This window comes from Aliiroseovarius sp. YM-037, from assembly GCF_048060095.1.
Lineage (GTDB): Bacteria > Pseudomonadota > Alphaproteobacteria > Rhodobacterales > Rhodobacteraceae > JBLUOA01.
This window is the reverse complement of the sequence record NZ_JBLUOA010000002.1, coordinates 1-16,343: the sequence shown is the minus strand read 5'-3', so window position 1 is coordinate 16,343 and position 16,343 is coordinate 1. Positions and strand designations below refer to the sequence as shown.

Sequence of the window (16,343 nt, the reverse complement as noted above, 5' to 3'; positions counted from 1 at the left end):
CTTGGCCAGAGCGATAGTTGCGTGTTTGGGTTTCACATTAGCTACATCAAGACCTATGAAGGCTGACTGTATCTCTGCGTTGTCATCGATCTGTTCTCACGCCGTGTTGTCGGCTGGTCGGCTTAATCGCGCATGACAACAGATTTGGCTCTACAGGCTTTGCTGATGGTTGTCTGGCGGCGAAAGCCAACCGGCAGGGTAACAGTCCACCCAGATCAGGGCTCCCAGTTCACCAGCCGGGAGTGGCAATCGTTCCTGTGCCAGCACAACCTTGAACCCAGCATGAGCCGACGCGGCAATTGTCACGACAATGCGGTCGCCGAAAGTTTCTTCCAGTTGCTGAAGTGCGAGCGGATCAGGCGTCGGGCATATCCAAACCGTGAAGACGCAAGGCGGATGTCTTCGAATACATCGAACTGTTCTACAGCCCGAAACGAAAGCACACGAACAACGGCATGCTGTCACCCGTTGACTTCGAAATCAGACAGCAGAAACTAAACCATGCAAGTGCCTAGGAAACTAGGGGCACCTCAGAGAGTTTCCGAGGGTTGGGGCTCAAGTGACGTCTTGCATGTCTGAGCCGCCCATCAGCGAGACCGGTGGGCTGTTTGCTCGTCGCTCAATATCTCAAAGGGTGACCGGAACGTAGCTAGCGTTTCTCCGGCGCAGGTCAGTCGCGGAAAAACACATAACGACTGCGAAGGGCGCGACAGCACCGCTTTGGCTCAGTGCGAGGCTGATGTTGGTTTGTCCGTCGGCAGAGTTTTCGGGTCTAAAGGCGCATTGCGACGCCGGGGCAGCAGGAGCCATCCACACCGTCTTCTGTGGCGAACCGGCCGCAGCATTGACACGATCCGATCAACGGCCGTTCAATCTGATAAGTCATGTATGTTGGATTAGATGGCTTATTAGTTCGACCGATCAATACCATACCAACATACCGAGACGCTTCGGTGACACGACCTAGATTGATGCTGACGGCGGTGCTCTCATAAATCTTGAACCCGACGCGACATTGTCTTGCACGTATACGATACGTTTTGAGAACAGTGAGATATACACGGGCTAGGTGGTTGTTTTACCCGATATTCTCCTGCCCGACAAAGCCGCACAGCACATCAATTGCAGCCCCAAGATCATCCGCGCTGGCGTATTCATCCGGCACATGGCTGACGCCACCCCGACAGCGGACGAACAGCATTGCGATGGGGCAGAGGTCGGCCATCGCCGATGCATCATGTGTCGCGCCGGAAGATAGCATTACCGCCTTTCCGCAGCACGCCTCAACCGCGTTGGCCAGCCGGCTGACCAACGCCTCGTCGCAAGGCTGTGCGGGTTGCGCGTAGGTGCGGTCGATCAACAGGTCGAGGGCGCGGCGCTGCGCGACACTCTCTGCGAAGGTGCGCAACGCATCGCCCGCGCGTTCCCGCACGGGATCGTTCGGTGAGCGGAGTTCGACGGTCATCCGCACTTCTTTCGGGACGGCGTTGACCACGTTGGGATGGACGTGAAGCGCGCCCACCGTTCCACGCAGATCGGGCGTCGCAGTTGCCAGTTGGTTGACCTCTGACACAATCTTGGCGGCGCCGACCAGCGCGTCGCGGCGCGACTCCATCGGTAGGGTTCCGGCGTGGCCCGTCTCTCCACTCAGGGTGATGTGGTGGCGTTCGATGCCGCAGATGGCGGTGACAACGCCAAGAGGCTGGTCTGCCGCTTCCAGCACCGGGCCTTGTTCGATGTGGCACTCCAGATAGCCAAGCGCGAACGCCGGGTCGCGTTGCAATCCGCCGATCTGATCCGGCGACAATCCAAAACCCTCCATCGCGTGCCGCAATGAAACCCTATCCTTGTCGATCATTTCCAGCACCGCCGGGTCAAACGTCCCGGCTAGCGCACGCGGCCCCATCAGGGCTGTCGGAAACCGCACGCCTTCCTCATCCGCGAAGGCCAGAATCTCAACCGCGAAGGGCAGGGCGGTGCCCTCGTCTTTCAGCCGCTGCATAGCGAGGATTGGCAGAACGACCCCCATGATCCCGTCAAACGCGCCGCCCTCGCGGACGCTGTCCTGATGCGATCCAATGTAAAATGTTCCGGCCCCCTCCGGCCCGTCCTTGCGCCCGATCAGGGTGCCGGCAGCGTCAAGGTGAACACGCAGCCCGGCCTGCTCCATCCATTCCGTCAGAATGTCGATGGCTTGCCTGTGTTCGGTGGTGAACGGCAATCGGGTCACGCCTGGACCGGGGGCGGAGGCTGCGGCGATCCGCGCCAGCCGCTCCGCCGCGATTTTCCCCCAATTAGTCAAGGATACGTCCGGGGTTCGTTAGCGTTGGCACCTGACGGCTCCATTCCGCGTAATCTCCGCTGGTCGCGCGGGCATAAAGTGCGTCGAGCGCGTCAAGCGGGGTTTCGTCAAAGTCGATGCGCAGCGTCAGCGGCGCTTGGTCTCGTGACATGATCAGAAGGGCCGCTGATTGTAGCCCGCGCATGTCGCTGCCTGCATTCTCTGCTGTGTGGAGCGAAGCCAGCAATCGGTCGGCGAAACGGCCTTTGGCGGCCAGATACCCTTCGGCCATCGCGTCTAGCACCGTTTCGTTGGCCAGCATATTGCCGGCGACGATCCCTTCCGTAATGTCAAGGCTTCCCATCGCCGGAGTGTTTGCCGCGCCCGTAAAGCTCGCGCCGGGACCGGACAGGCCAAGCGCCGATAATTGACGATGCGCGCGCCCCTCGTCCGCATTTGTGACGCCGCGCACCGCGTCGCCTGCGGACTGTCCGGATCGCAGAGCGGTCAACGCGTCCTCTCCCCACATCGTGCTGGGGGAGGCGCCTTGGCTCGCGCTCATCCCTGCGCGGGGATCGCCGCGAAGAACCCAGCCACCGACGCACAGGCTGCCGGTCGCGGCGGCGCCACCGATCGCGCCGGAGTTCGGGTCGCGCGCAAGAATCGAAAAGGTCATGGCATCTCTTTTGGCATATCCTGATCTATTTATCATGAAAAATTGACGAATGCAATTTATCATGATAAATACGAACTACACAGATAACAGGGAGACACGACAATGAAACTCGTGAATTGGACGCGCCGCGGACTTCTCGCTGCGGCCGGGGCTGTGGTGGCCCTTGGGTCCGTTACGCTGCCAACCGCTGCCCAAACGCCGCCGGGGGTTCTAATCGTCGGACAGATTGCTGAACCGAAATCACTGGACCCGGCCGCCGTTACGGCGGTCAATGACTTCCGCATTCTTGTGAATGTTTACGAAGGGTTGACCCGATACAAATCCGGCACGCTTGAGGTCGAACCGGCGCTTGCCGAAAGCTGGGCGATCAGCGATGACGGCACCGAATACACCTTTACGCTAAAATCCGGCGTAACGTTCCACGACGGCACCCCCTTCAACGCCGAGGCGGTGAAGTTCAACTTTGACCGGATGCTGGACGAGAATCACCCGTTTCACGACACTGGGCCTTTCCCGCTTTCGTTCTTCTTCGGCGCCGTCGAGGAAACGAGTGTCGTTGATGATATGACGGTCAAGTTCAAGCTGAACGCGCCTTATGCGCCATTCCTGTCAAACCTCGCCTATCCGACCGGGCTGATCGTATCGCCCGCAGCGGTCGAACAACACGGCAAGGAATTCGGGCGCAACCCGTCCGGCACTGGTCCGTTTACCTTTGCCGAGTGGCGATCGAACGAAGCTGTAGTGATCGAACGCAACGCCGATTACTGGGGCGAGGCTGCCGGGACAGAGGCGGTCGTCTTTCGCCCGATCACCGATGCCAATACCCGTGTCGCAGAAATGCTCGCCGGTGGGATCGATCTGATGGTCGAAGTGCCACCGACATCGCTGTCGCAGTTTGAAGGCGATGGGTTTGCAGTGGCTGAACAGGCTGGACCGCATGTCTGGTTTCTGATCCTGAACGCGAAGGAAGGCCCGTTTGCCGACGTTCGCGTGCGACAAGCCGCGAACTACGCGATCAATAAAGAGGCGATCGTGAACGACGTCCTCGAAGGTACCGCTGAGGTTGCCGCAGGACCGACGCCGCCTGCGTTTGCATGGGCTTACAACGCCGATCTGGACCCATATCCCTACGATCCCGACAAGGCCCGCGAACTACTGGCCGATGCGGGGGCCGAAGGAGCGGAGCTGACCTTTTACGTCACAGAGGGTGGATCAGGAATGCTCGACCCCATTGCGATGGGCACGGCGATTCAGGCGGACCTTGCCGCGGTTGGGCTGAACGTCACCATCGAAACCTACGAATGGAACACGTTCCTTGGTGAAGTGAATCCCGGTCTTGAAGGTAAGGCCGACATGGCCGAAATGGCGTGGATGACAAACGACCCCGACACGCTGCCTTACCTCGCGCTGCGCACAGATGCGTGGCCAGAGGCGGGGGGCTTCAACTCTGGCTACTACTCTAACCCAAAGGTGGACGAATTGCTGGAGTCCGCCCGCACTGCGACCGATCAGGATGAACGCGCTCGGCTTTATCAGGAAATGCAGGCCATCGTGCAGGAAGATGCGCCCTGGGTGTTTGTCGCCAACTGGAAACAGAACGCGGTGACGAGCGACCGGGTCGAGAATTTCGGCCTGGAGCCGTCGTTCCTGCTGCATCTTCAGGGTGTTGTGAAAAACTAAGACCCCCGGGGGCGCTGCCCCCGGACCCCCGGGATATTTCTGGAAAGATGAAGGGCCGCGCGTGGGCAGTTACATTCTGAAACGGCTGATCTCGGCGGTTCCGGTGTTGTTGGGCATCACGGTGATCGTGTTTCTGATCATGGCGATGATCCCCGGCGATCCGGCGACGGCGATACTCGGGTCTTACGCGACGCCCGAGAATGTCGAAAAGCTGAACCGGGATCTCGGCCTCGATAAACCGGCGGCGGCGCGGTATTTCATCTGGCTTGGCAATATGCTGACGGGAGATTTCGGGCGCAGCTATTCGCTGAACCGCCCGGTGCTTGATGAAATCACCGAACGGTTCAGCGCCACGCTGATCCTTGCCGGGGTCAGCTTTGTGCTGTGCTCTCTGCTTGGTGTTCTCGCCGGGGTCGTGTCGGCGGCGCGTCAATATGGGTTTGCCGACAAGGCGATCACCTTCACTGTTCTTATCGGGATTTCGGTGCCGTCATTTTTCCTTGGCATGATGATGATCCTGCTGTTCGCGGTAAACCTGAAATGGCTGCCGGTCAGTGGCATGTATGCGATCTATGGCGGTGGTGATCTTTGGGATCTGCTGAAGCACCTGATTATGCCGGCGCTGGCGCTATCCGCCGTAGCGACCGGGGTCATCGCCCGGCTGTCCCGCTCGGCCATGCTTGAGGTGCTGCGTCAGGATTACATCCGCACCGCCCGTGCCAAGGGAGTACCAGAGCGTCGCGTTATCATGGGTCACGCGCTGCGCGCCGCGATGGTCAGCATTATCCCGGTTCTGGGCATTCAGGCGGGGTTTGTGCTGTCAGGCTCGGTTTATATCGAGATCGTGTTCCAGTGGCCCGGCGTCGGTCGGATGCTGGTCGACGCGATCCTGAAGCGTGACCTGTTGTTGGTGCAGGGCGGCGTCGTCTTCGTCGCCGCGTGCTACGTCATGTTCAACATCATGGTCGATGTCGCGCAAAGCCTTCTTGACCCGAGGATCAAGACATGACGACGTTCCTCAAACTTCTGTTCCGCAACCGGCTTGCGGCGCTGGGTGCGGTGGTGCTTGGCGCGATCTTGCTGCTGGTCTTGCTGACGCCGATCCTGCCGCTGCAAGACCCCGACGTGACCAACACCGCCGACCGCTTTCAGCCGGTGTTCTCCGAAGGGCATGTCCTTGGCACCGACCACCTTGGCCGCGACCTGCTGGCACGATTGCTGCATGGTACGCGGCTTAGCCTTGCTGTCGGGATTGCGGCGGCGATCATTGCGGGGTCCATCGGGTCGGCCATCGGGATCATCGCCGGGTATTTCGGCGGGCGGACCGACAATATCATCATGCGCGGTGTCGATATGCTGATGGCGTTTCCGTATATCCTGCTCGCGCTGGCGATTGTCGCCGCCCTTGGTCCCGGCCTGATGAACGCGCTGATTGCGGTGGCCGCCGTCAACGTGCCGTTCTTTGCCCGCAACATTCGCGGTATCACCGTCGGCCTTGCCGGGCGCGAATTTATCGACGCGGCAAAGCTTGCTGGGATGGGCCACACGCGGATCATCCTGTCCGAACTTTTGCCGAATGTCCTGCCGGTCATCATCATCGCCATGTCCACAACGGTTGGCTGGATGATCCTTGAGACCGCGGGGCTGAGTTTCCTCGGCCTTGGCAGCCAGCCGCCGCAGGCCGATCTCGGCTCGATGCTGGGCGAGGCGCGGTCGGCGCTGATTACTTATCCTTTCACCTCCATCGTGCCGGGGGTGATGATTTTCCTGATCGTGATGTCGATCAACCTGCTGGGCGACGGGGTGCGGGACGCGCTTGATCCGCGTTTGCGCTCCGGAGCGCTCAGCCGGCCGCGCGCGACAACCATGGTGGATCGTGCGGCAGAGGTTCCGGCAGAAACAGATGATCTGCTCGCGATCCAAGACCTTGAAACGCAGTTCCATGTCGGCAAGCGCATTTACAAGGCCGTCGGAGGTGTCAGCCTGTCGGTAAGGCCGGGCGAATGTCTTGGCGTGATCGGCGAAAGCGGGTCCGGTAAATCCGTGACCGCGCTATCGGTCATGGGTCTTGTCGCGTCGCCACCCGGCGTCATCACCGGCGGGGCTGTGCGGTTTCAGGGCGATGACCTGATCGGGGCGCCTTACGAGGTGCTGCGCCAGAAACGCGGCGACCGCGTCGCCTATATCTTTCAAGATCCGCTGTCGACGCTGCACCCGCTTTACAAGGTCGGCGACCAACTGATCGAAGCGATCCAGAGCCACCACAAGATCAGCAAAGCCGACGCCCACGCGAAGGCCGTTGAGTTGTTCAAGTCCGTTCGTATCCCGAACGCCGAAAGCCGGATCGAGAATTACCCGCATGAAATGTCAGGTGGGATGCGTCAGCGTGTCGGAATTGCAATGGCACTGGCGAATGACCCGGATGTCATCATCGCGGATGAGCCGACGACGGCGCTGGATGTGACCGTTCAGGCGCAAATCCTGTCGCTGCTTGACGACCTGCGTCGGGACCGGGGGCTGGCGATCATCTTCATCACCCATGATTTCGGCGTGGTTGGGCAGCTATGCGACAGGGTTGCTGTCATGTATGCCGGACGCATCGTCGAAGAGGGACCGACCGACGCGGTTCTGGTTGCACCGGCCCATCCCTACACCAAGCGCCTGATCGCCTGTGTGCCGGAACTCGGGCAGGGGCGGAGGGAGCTTGCGGCGATCCCCGGCTTGCCGCCTTCGGTCGATGATCTGCCCCCCGGCTGCGCCTTCGCGCCGCGCTGCGACAAGGCGCAGGACGATTGCCGTGCCGGGACCGTCCCGCTTGCCGGCACAGCGCCCCGCGCCGTCAGGTGTCTTTACCCAGAAGAGGATTTGGCCCATGCCCGCGCTTAGGGTCGAGAACCTGTCAAAGACCTTCGCGCTGAAAAAGCCGCTGTTCGGCAGGGCGCAGGACGGCGTGCGCGCCGTGCGCCCGATGTCGTTCGAGGTTGCGACCGGAGAAACGCTGGGCGTGGTCGGTGAATCCGGTTGCGGAAAATCCACTTTTGCCCGGATGCTGGTCGGGCTGTTGGAGCCGACGACCGGGCAGATCGAAATTGAAGGCAAAGCGCTCGACAACGCCGACCCGGCGGAATTCGGCAAAGTGATCCAGTATGTGTTTCAGGACCCGATCAGCAGCCTGAACCCCCGCAAGACGATCCGGCAGGTCGTGGAAGCTCCGCTTAAACTACTGTATAATATGAAAAAATACAACCGCGATGCGCGAATTGCGGAGATTTTCGACAGCGTCAATCTGCGGCAGGATTTCCTGACGCGCTACCCGCATGAATTTTCGGGCGGGCAGGCGCAGCGCATCGGGATCGCCCGTGCTCTTGCCGCAGCCCCCCGGATCATCGTGCTGGACGAACCCGTCTCAGCTCTCGACGTGTCCGTACAGGCGCAGGTGCTGAATCTACTCGCGCGGCTGAAAGGGGAATTCAACCTCACCTATCTGTTCATCAGCCACGACCTTGCCGTGGTCGAGGCGGTCAGCCAGCGCGTTGTCGTGCTCTACTTCGGCTCCGTCGTCGAGATCGGTAAAGCAGAGGAGATTTTCAAATCCCCCAAACACCCCTATACAAAGCTCCTTGCCGACAGCGCCCCGGTTGTCGGACGCGCGCTGAAAGCCCCGGAACAGAAGGATAGTGAGCTTCCCGACCCGCTAAACCCACCCCCCGGTTGCGCCTTCGCGGGCCGATGTCCAAGCGCGACGGATATCTGCCGGACGACCGAACCACAGCTGACCCAGATGGGAGATGACCAGTTTGCTGCCTGCCACAACCCAATCGAAGAATGAACCGAAACAAAGCCGCCCTGTCCGTGTCGCCGAAGCGATAAAAGACTGGGTTGTTGAGCAAGGCTTGCAGATGGGAGATCGCCTGCCAAGCGAGCCTGAGATGATCGAACGCTTTGGCATGGCCAAAGGTACGATCCGCGAGGCGATGCGCATTCTCGAAGCGCAGGGGCTTGTTAAAACCCGAACCGGCCCCGGCGGCGGCAGTTTTGTGCATGAAGTGTCGAAGGAGCGGGCCCGGGCGCTGTTGGCCAATTACTTCTACTTCAAGAACCTGACGATTGCCGACATCTATCAGCTCCGTCGTGTGCTTGAACCTGAATTGGCAGCGCAGCTTGCTGGGACGCTCCCCGATGACGTACTGGCGCAGCTTGAGGCGAATATCGGAACCTACTCAGAACCCGCCAAGACGCTTGATGAGGAGCGGGAACAGCACATTTCCTCCCTTCGGTTTCACGCGCTTCTGGCGGCGCAGTCGGAGAATGACCTGCTCGCCTTTCTCATTGATTTCATGGTGAATATTCTCTCCGACCTGACGGTCTATCGACGGCTTTATTCACCTCCCAATATCCAGCTTTGGGCCAAGGGTCGCGACTACCAGATGCGACTTGTACAAGCCTTGCGCCATGGCAAAGCCGATGAGGCGCGGCAGATCATGCAAGACCACATGAAAACCGCGCAAAAGCTGATGGAGGACCAAGAGGCCGAGATGCTGCGCCGATTTATCTCGGAGTGAGGTTGGTGTTGCGCTCCAATCAGATACCGCACAGCTTATGACCGCCCTGTCGGAAACTGTTTCCAAAACTGCCTCAATCCCAGCAATATCTCGCCGCTTTTCTATGTGAGACAGACAATACGGAGAGTATTTGGGTTTTGAATAATGATCATGAATTGCAAATTCACTATGACACGCAGCGAAATTACTGCTGTGACGCGCTCGGCAGCAAATACTGCTGACGATCCATATCGATCACCGGTGTTTCAATTACGCATGTTAATTGGCGTCTAGTTTTTCGGGGTGCGGACAGTGATTGCCGATACCCTATTCCCGGCAGCTTAATCGCGCGCCCAGTATTGAAGGCGGCGCGGCGGTGGCGGGGGAAATACGAGAAACCTTGGGTGCTGCTTATGGGTCATGCCAGGCATTGCTGCAGCCGCTCCGTCCGCGAGGGCATCCACGATCTCTCGGAAAATCTAACCAATCAGTCCTGCAGCGGAGTAATTGCCTACGCGACGCGCGTTTGGCGAAGCGTTTCTAGAAACCGTTTGAATGCCGCAACACGTTCTTCACCTCAGCTAACTTCTTCGCTCCGATGGCGACGACAAGACAATTGACTGATCGCGAATTTTCAATCACGCCGCTTGGGCATTCACGGAACGGAGTCCCAAGCTGGCTCGTTGGCGGGTCTAAGGTGGATCGCCGATGTTACACAGCGATCAAATGATTGTCCCACGACCGACTCTGACGGCCCAAGGGCTTCATTTGGGCGGCGTCGATCACCGAAACTCCGCCGAGCCCGTCGGTTGCCATGAACCCTTCGGTTGCCACCGCCAGCCCGCAGACATCCGCGCGGGGCAGGCTGGTGCGAAAACCGTCAACGGTATTGAACAGATGCACGCGCCCGCCACGGGGGGAGGTGATGGCGACGGTCTCGCCCGCGCTGTCTATCGCGATGCTTCCGGCATAGCCTTCCATCGCGATCTGTTCGGGAAGGGTGGCGGATAGCAGGCGCGGAGACTCTCCGCGCCGATGCAATCCCAACAGCGGCGGCGCGTCCGCGGGATCACCCTGCCATTGCATCGCGAAGGCTGTGACGCCATTGGGACCAAGCGCGAGGTGGCGGATGGAGTTTTGGTGCAAGTCGGGCGCAAGCTCTACCTGATCGGCGATAGCTCCGTCGATCGTCAGGTAAGACAAGTTTGGCCGCATCGTATCGAGGTTCAGTTTGTCGCGACCGGAGTTGGGATGCGTTCGGATGCCACCGTTGGCCACGACAAGTGTGTTGCCATCTGCCAGCGTCTTGATGTCATGCGGCCCGATCCCGCCGGACGAAATTTCACCCACCCGCTCATATCCGGCGGAGCGGGACCAAAACCCGATGCGCCCTTCACCGGTTTCGATGTCATTTTCCGTGGTGCAGAGAAGCTCACCGCCCTCAACAAAAGTTCCGTGGCCGTAGAAATGCCGCCCGTCTGGGGCGTAGAGGCGATGCGTTATGCGACCACGCACGCAATCTATGACGAGGGCAAAGCTGCCGGGGCGGCGGGCGAAGGCGACCGCTTCGGGCGCGGTGGGATGCGCGGCGGCGGCGTGTCCACGGTCGGGCAGGGGGATGCGAAACAGATCTGCGCCGACTGAAGACAGGCCAAATAGGGCGTATTTTCCGTCGACCTCCCGCGCAGCGGCAAGGTAGGAAGGGCCGCCTGCATCGGCCCACGTCACCTGCGGAAAGGCGGAGGCGGCGATAACGCCGCCGAGGAAGCTGCGCCGGGTCGTCATCGCGTCAATCCCCATCGGCGGAGTTGAATCCAGCCGCAACGCCCAGGGCCGGGCCGATTTCGGAAATCACCGCCTGCCGGATCGCCTGAATGCGCTGTTGCAGGATTTCAACCTCAAGCCGTCCTTGGGGGTCTTCGACGCCGGCAAAGATCGGATCGTCCAACGCGTTCGCAGCCTCAAGCGCCGCGTCGAATGCGGCGAGCGTCGCGGTCGGCTTCTCATCGGTCAGAGTCGCTGCGAGATCGCGCAAAGCCTCCAGCGACAGGGTGATGTTGCGCAATGGCCGACCAGATCGCCATGCCTCGGCACGCTTTGAGCGAGGCCGGTCGAAGGAGCCCAAGGGGCGGCCAAGCCGTTGATCTGCATCGAATTCCAGAGCTGTTGTCAGTGCGGTGAACAGCGCTTGCGCCGCTTCCCGCTCCGTCAGGAAGCGGGTGTTGCCCGCGTCTCCGGCGGCGCGGAGCGTTTCGGCGAATCCGTCCTGCCATTCCGATTGAATATCCCCGGCTAATTCGGCCAAATTGCCCGCGATGGCGGCGGTCAGAGTGCAGGTGTAGCTGCCAGCCGCATAGCTCGACAGCGTTTCGTCATAAAGCAGGCGTTCAAGCGCGAACATCCCTTGGGCGGCAATGGAGACATCGGCGTAAGTTTCCGCACTGCCCACAACCGGGTCTTGATCCGCGATCAGGCGGCGCAGGGTCTTGTCGGTCAGGCCGCGCGTGTCGGGCCAAAACGCGATGGCGAGCACGCGGCCCCCTTCCTCCGCCGGACCCAGACGGATGTGGCTGATGCCCATCCAAGCGTCGAAGGTGGATTGAAACGCGGACCGCAAGGCTTCGGCGGTGCAATCCTGTTCAGCGGCATCGGAGAGCGTTGCAGCTTCGGTCGCGAAACGCGCATAACCGGGCAGGATGTGATCGTCGATCACAGCATCAACTCCGGCAACAGCGGGCGATGCAAGGGCAATCAGGGCAGCAGCGAGGACTCGCATCACAGGCTCTCCAGATATCGGATCATGGCGTCACGGTCTTCTCTCGGCATCTCGACCACAAGGGATTTCGCGGCCTCGGCCTCTCCTCCATGCCACAAGATCGCTTCAAGCAGATTGCGCGCGCGCCCATCGTGCAGGAACCGGGTGTGGCCGTTCACCTGTTCGGTTAAACCGATCCCCCAAAGCGGCGCGGTCCGCCATTCGCGACCCGACGCGCGACCTTCGGGTCGGTTGTCGGCCAGCCCTTCACCCATGTCGTGCAGTAGCAGGTCGGTATAGGGCCAGATCAACTGAAAGCTCTGCTCTGGCTGGTCCTCAAGTCGATGGGTGACGTATTTTGGCGTGTGGCAAGAGGTGCAGCCGGTATCGTAAAATACTTCTTTGCCGCGCAAGACCTGCGGGTTGTCCACATCACGCCGGGCGGGCACGGCAAGGTTGCGGCTGTAGAATGTCACGAGGTCCAGCCCCTCGGCATCAACCTCTGTCACCCGGACGTCGCCGTCGCCATGCGGCCCGGCCCGGCAGTCGGGCTGCGCATCCGTGCAATCGCCGAAGGGGGCGCCGAAGATCGGGGTCGAAATGCCAATATCGCCAGAGAACGCAGCGGCGGATTGTTCGCGAATGGTCGGTGCGCCGGCCTTCAGGCCAAAGCGACCCAGCATTGGCCGGTCATGTTCGAACGACCAGACGATCTGCGCGCGGCCGGATATGCCATCGCCATCCGCATCGTCCGGGTCTTCGGCCGCGAGGATGTCGGCGGCTGGAATAGCCTCCAACAGCCCCAGACCGATCATCTGGGGTGCGATGCGAGGCGACAGCATCGCGCCCTCTGCCAGCGGGCCGTAGCTTAAATTCTCCGCCGTATAGGTCGGTTTCAGAAGCGTGGCGAACTCGCCGTCTGACAGGGCGATTTCAACCTCTTCGTATTCAATGCCCAACCGATATTCCGCCGCGTGTCCTTGCACGCCAAAATCCTGCAACTGACCGCCATAGACTGGATCGGGGCGGTTGCGGGGTGTGTCGTCTCCGACGGATAACAGAAAGGCTTCGATCTCGCTCATCGCCTCGTCCGCTGAGGCGGGGACGGAGACTCGCAGGAACATCGACACGGTACTGTCGTCCGGGTCTTCAGGCGGATGGCCGCGCCCGTCCTTCAGGTGACACCGCTGGCAGGACCGGGCATTGAACAGCGGGCCGAGTCCGTCTGAGGCAAGCGTAGAGGATGGCGAAGACACCCAAAGCTTGCGAAACAACCCGTTGCCGAGCTTGAAGTCCAATTCCCGCTCGAACGAGATATTGGCTGACGGATGCGAAAAGGCGTTCGTGTCGGTTCCGGCAGGCACCGTCGCGGCACCACCGGGGTTGGTTTCGAACGGCTCGGCGGTGTCGAAACTGCTGGTTGGCTGCGTAACGGTGTCTATCCGCGCCTGCTCGGCCTCGGTGCGGGGCACGACATTAAGATGCGGCAGGTCAAGTTCCGCCCCCGCCAAGGCGGCAGGCGCGCCCAAAATCACTAAAGCCGCGCCGAGTAGATAGCTCCGTTTCACGCCCATTTGCCTTGCCGTCTACTGGAACACAGCGTTCGGATCGTCGAGGCTGTCGGACCCCTCAAACGCGATCTGATCAAGGCCGAGCGCTGAAACCGCGCGCTCAATCCCGCGTGTCTGCGCAATAAGCGCATCGACAGCGGACATGATCAGCGCTTCGCCTTCGGCGCTGTCACGGGCGAGCATCTGGTCGTAGCTGAACCCAACCTCAGCCGCGGTTTTGATCTGGCCGAGTTCAACCATCGTCGCGTTAAGCGCATCGGTCAGCCCGGCATCAACATCCGCATCAGCCGCGGCTACCAGGTCGGAGAGTGAGGGGCCGGAGACCACAGAACCATCAATTCGGACATATTCGCCGACATAGACATTCCGCATTCCCAATCCATCGTAATAGTGGCTGTTATGCGTGTTGTCGGAAAAGCAGTCATGCTCCTCTTCCGGGTCGTCCAGCATGATGCCCAGTTTCATCCGTTCGCCCGCCTGCTCGCCATATGACAGGCTGCCCATCCCGGTCAGGATTGCGTTGATTCCGGCACCTTCGTCGGACATCACGATGCTACGGGCCTCTCCACCCTCGGCCCATTGTGCGGCCATCCATTCCAAATCGCTGACCAGAAGCTCCGTCGCGGCCTTCAGGTATTGCCCGCGCCGGTCACAGTTGCCGTTGGTGCAATCCTCGCCGGTCGCATAGTCGGTCCAGGGGCGGTTGCCCGCGCCGTGCTCGGTGCCGTTCAGGTCTTGGCCCCAAAGAAGGAATTCGATCGCGTGATAACCGGTGGCGACGTTCGACTCGACCTCATCCGCCTCGTGAAGCGCGCCTTCCAGTAGATCAGGCGTGATATTTGCCGCGTCAACCTCTTCGCCCGACAGGGTGAAGGTGGCGTTCGCAACAACGTTCAGCGTCGCGTACTCGTTTTCGTCCGACGCGCCGCCATACGACGCATCGACATAGTCGATCAGCCCCTCATCCAGCGGCCAGGCGTTCACCTTGCCCTCCCAATCATCGACGATCGCGTTGCCAAAGCGATAAACTTCGGTCTGCTGGTAGGGCACGCGGGCCGCCAGCCATGCCTGTTTCGCCGACTCGAGGTTTTCAGCTGACGGGTCGCCAATCAACGCCTCAACGGCTTTTTGCAACGCCTTTGCGGTCGTCAGACTGTCGCCATAGGTCGCCTCTGCAATATCGGCGTAAGTGTCTAGAACGGCCGCCTTTTCAACTGCGAAAGCGGGCAGGGCGGTCAGCGCCGTGGTTGCTAATGCGGCCAGTAGAGTGCGTGGCATAGAAAGTCCTTTCGGTGCGTTTGGATGTCGGAGCAGGTGGGTTGAGTGACGCGGGCCCGTGAGTGGAAAATAGTGCGGCCCGTGAGGGGCTTGAGAATCTCACCGAAAAACTGACTGAAAAAGTAAGGTATGTCAATTCCGATTATTTTAGTAGGTTATTGCGGAACCATGGAGCCTCGACGTATCGCTCCGCACCGCGATTTCATGATGAAAAACTTCGTCTCTGAAGAAGGTGTCCAGCCCCATTTCTACGGGCCATTCTTGAGCAGTGTTTCCGGAATGGACGGGCGCATGTTTAGGGCCTGATGAGCTGTCTTAACCATTTGAGAGCTGTCTCTGACGAAAGCTTGAACGTTGCGACTCAACTTTTCAAAATGAGTACTTTGTCGAACCAAACTGCCACAGAAGTCCGCTTCGCTCTTTTGGCAAACAGCGGAACAGAGACTAAAATGAGACTGGCGTGGGTCACCCAGCGCAATGGCTGGCGGAACTCGTTGAAAGTAAATGGAGGCGAGTACCGGAATCGAACCGGTGTACACGGATTTGCAAGACTAGGTATAATGCTGATTTGATTATACTTTGTGTTTAGATTCGACCTGAAACCGGCCGGAACATAGGGTGAATGTTTAGACACTCTTCAGCAGTCCAGTGTACCTGACGTTGCGGGCTACCGGTAGAAAGCCCACAATCAAATTTCCGCCTAAATAAAGTCACTTTTTGAGGGAAAGTTGGCTCACGATTTCAATCGTGAGGGCATCAAAGTGCTTAGGCTAATCTTCCGCGTATTCTTCCGTAGCGCTTCTCCCAAAAGAAAAATTCGACCTCCGTCAACGAATATTGTGACGCCCGATTTCCAGCGCCGTGTTCTAAAACGACAAACCCAAAGTTCTGCCTCTCCTCAGCGACCGGTAACTAATCCCCGAACGCAGCCTAGCCCGCAGCTCGAAACAACGCTCACGGGCAAGTGCTATGTCGTAGACGGGGACACTATTCGGATCGGCAAAGTCAGCTTGCGTCTGGCGGGAATCGATGCGCCGGAGCTTGAGCACCCTTGGGGGCAAAAAGCGAAATGGGAATTGGTCAGACTTTGCAAAGGACAAGTCATCACGGCCGAGATTGAGCCAGAGATTTCGTATGATCGTGTGGTTGCAACGTGCTTTCTACCGGACGGACGTGATCTCAGCGCGGAAATGGTCCGAAGAGGGTTAGCTCTTGATTGGCCGAAATTCTCCGGTGGGAAGTATTCGCACTTGGAACCGGATGATGCCCGTAAGAAACACTGGAAAGCTGCCGCGAGGCAGCGGGGGCATATGCACGTTTTTAACAAGTAGGAGCAAAGCGGTCCTTTGCAGACGTTTCTGGCAGCCAGTACCAATGTCCGCTTAAGGTTTCTAGCGACGACGGTACAAGACCTTGCAGTTGCGAATTGAACTGGTAGTGTTGGGCCACTCTTAGCTGAGTGTTTCGGAGGAACGCTCTATGCCGGGCGATTTGCCAGGCTGTACTTGATTGAACGACATTGGGCGCCGACTTCGATTGGTTTTGTCGGCCCCGGTCTTCG

General features: G+C 59.7%; 12 protein-coding genes and 1 pseudogene. 7 read left to right on the top strand and 6 right to left on the bottom strand.

Going from position 1 to position 16,343, the window contains the following annotated elements; all coding sequences use genetic code 11:
* Positions 1 to 36: 36 nt before the first annotated feature.
* Positions 37 to 515, top strand: a pseudogene (locus tag ACEWPJ_RS10655) (IS3 family transposase); the annotation flags it as partial.
* Between the two features lie 563 nt (positions 516 to 1,078).
* On the opposite strand, the gene ACEWPJ_RS10650 reads toward ACEWPJ_RS10655, so the two are convergent.
* Together ACEWPJ_RS10650 and ACEWPJ_RS10645 are read right to left on the bottom strand one after the other, a co-directional pair.
* Positions 1,079 to 2,302: a M20 family metallo-hydrolase gene (locus tag ACEWPJ_RS10650; protein ID WP_416513050.1), complete on the bottom strand. Its 1,224-nt coding sequence runs from the start codon at positions 2,300 to 2,302 to the stop codon at positions 1,079 to 1,081.
* Positions 2,295 to 2,957: a DUF1028 domain-containing protein gene (locus ACEWPJ_RS10645; RefSeq protein WP_416513049.1), complete on the bottom strand. Its 663-nt coding sequence runs from the start codon at positions 2,955 to 2,957 to the stop codon at positions 2,295 to 2,297. Before ACEWPJ_RS10645 ends, ACEWPJ_RS10650 begins: the two co-directional genes overlap by 8 nt.
* 102 nt (positions 2,958 to 3,059) lie before the next feature.
* On the opposite strand from ACEWPJ_RS10645, the gene ACEWPJ_RS10640 reads away from it, so the two are divergent.
* The 5 genes from ACEWPJ_RS10640 to ACEWPJ_RS10620 all read left to right on the top strand — a co-directional run bounded on the left by ACEWPJ_RS10640 (position 3,060) and on the right by ACEWPJ_RS10620 (position 9,199).
* Complete coding sequence (locus ACEWPJ_RS10640) at positions 3,060 to 4,637, top strand: ABC transporter substrate-binding protein (protein WP_416513048.1); 1,578 nt, start codon at positions 3,060 to 3,062, stop codon at positions 4,635 to 4,637.
* A gap of 61 nt (positions 4,638 to 4,698) precedes the next feature.
* Positions 4,699 to 5,646 carry an ABC transporter permease gene (locus tag ACEWPJ_RS10635; RefSeq protein WP_416513047.1) on the top strand — a complete coding sequence of 316 codons (948 nt, stop codon included), beginning with the start codon at positions 4,699 to 4,701 and terminating at the stop codon, positions 5,644 to 5,646.
* Positions 5,643 to 7,523, top strand: a complete 1,881-nt coding sequence (locus ACEWPJ_RS10630; RefSeq protein WP_416513046.1) for a dipeptide/oligopeptide/nickel ABC transporter permease/ATP-binding protein — start codon at positions 5,643 to 5,645, stop codon at positions 7,521 to 7,523. The genes ACEWPJ_RS10635 and ACEWPJ_RS10630 overlap by 4 nt, the downstream gene beginning before the upstream one ends.
* Entirely contained in the window at positions 7,510 to 8,466 is a 957-nt protein-coding gene (locus ACEWPJ_RS10625; RefSeq protein ID WP_416513045.1) for an ABC transporter ATP-binding protein, read from the top strand. The genes ACEWPJ_RS10630 and ACEWPJ_RS10625 overlap by 14 nt, the downstream gene beginning before the upstream one ends.
* Positions 8,426 to 9,199, top strand: coding sequence for a FadR/GntR family transcriptional regulator (locus ACEWPJ_RS10620; RefSeq protein ID WP_416513044.1), 774 nt, complete (start codon positions 8,426 to 8,428; stop codon positions 9,197 to 9,199). The genes ACEWPJ_RS10625 and ACEWPJ_RS10620 overlap by 41 nt, the downstream gene beginning before the upstream one ends.
* A 690-nt stretch (positions 9,200 to 9,889) precedes the next feature.
* Here ACEWPJ_RS10620 and ACEWPJ_RS10615 read toward each other — a convergent pair.
* The 4 genes from ACEWPJ_RS10615 to ACEWPJ_RS10600 are packed head-to-tail and all read right to left on the bottom strand — an operon-like array spanning position 9,890 to position 14,782.
* A complete protein-coding gene (locus ACEWPJ_RS10615; RefSeq protein WP_416513043.1) occupies positions 9,890 to 11,002 on the bottom strand; it encodes a DUF1513 domain-containing protein in 1,113 nt (370 codons plus the stop codon).
* Complete coding sequence (locus ACEWPJ_RS10610; RefSeq protein ID WP_416513042.1) at positions 10,968 to 11,954, bottom strand: imelysin family protein; 987 nt, start codon at positions 11,952 to 11,954, stop codon at positions 10,968 to 10,970. The genes ACEWPJ_RS10615 and ACEWPJ_RS10610 overlap by 35 nt, the downstream gene beginning before the upstream one ends.
* Positions 11,954 to 13,507 (bottom strand): di-heme oxidoredictase family protein, encoded by a 1,554-nt coding sequence (locus tag ACEWPJ_RS10605; RefSeq protein ID WP_416513041.1) that lies wholly within the window; start codon positions 13,505 to 13,507, stop codon positions 11,954 to 11,956. Before ACEWPJ_RS10605 ends, ACEWPJ_RS10610 begins: the two co-directional genes overlap by 1 nt.
* 12 nt (positions 13,508 to 13,519) lie before the next feature.
* Complete coding sequence (locus tag ACEWPJ_RS10600; protein WP_416513040.1) at positions 13,520 to 14,782, bottom strand: imelysin family protein; 1,263 nt, start codon at positions 14,780 to 14,782, stop codon at positions 13,520 to 13,522.
* Positions 14,783 to 15,510: 728 nt separating this feature from the next.
* On the opposite strand from ACEWPJ_RS10600, the gene ACEWPJ_RS10595 reads away from it, so the two are divergent.
* On the top strand, positions 15,511 to 16,113 hold the full coding sequence (locus ACEWPJ_RS10595) for a thermonuclease family protein (protein ID WP_416513039.1): 603 nt from the start codon (positions 15,511 to 15,513) through the stop codon (positions 16,111 to 16,113).
* Positions 16,114 to 16,343: the final 230 nt, after the last annotated feature.

What these genes read in the sequence shown, in the direction of transcription:
- ACEWPJ_RS10645 (WP_416513049.1), bottom strand. Translation starts at nt 2,957, where the DNA reads ATGACCTTTTCGATTCTTGCGCGCGACCCGAACTCCGGCGCGATCGGT.
- ACEWPJ_RS10630 (WP_416513046.1), top strand. Translation starts at nt 5,643, where the DNA reads ATGACGACGTTCCTCAAACTTCTGTTCCGCAACCGGCTTGCGGCGCTG.
- ACEWPJ_RS10610 (WP_416513042.1), bottom strand. Translation starts at nt 11,954, where the DNA reads ATGCGAGTCCTCGCTGCTGCCCTGATTGCCCTTGCATCGCCCGCTGTT.
- ACEWPJ_RS10625 (WP_416513045.1), top strand. Translation starts at nt 7,510, where the DNA reads ATGCCCGCGCTTAGGGTCGAGAACCTGTCAAAGACCTTCGCGCTGAAA.
- ACEWPJ_RS10640 (WP_416513048.1), top strand. Translation starts at nt 3,060, where the DNA reads ATGAAACTCGTGAATTGGACGCGCCGCGGACTTCTCGCTGCGGCCGGG.
- ACEWPJ_RS10605 (WP_416513041.1), bottom strand. Translation starts at nt 13,507, where the DNA reads ATGGGCGTGAAACGGAGCTATCTACTCGGCGCGGCTTTAGTGATTTTG.
- ACEWPJ_RS10620 (WP_416513044.1), top strand. Translation starts at nt 8,426, where the DNA reads ATGACCAGTTTGCTGCCTGCCACAACCCAATCGAAGAATGAACCGAAA.
- ACEWPJ_RS10600 (WP_416513040.1), bottom strand. Translation starts at nt 14,782, where the DNA reads ATGCCACGCACTCTACTGGCCGCATTAGCAACCACGGCGCTGACCGCC.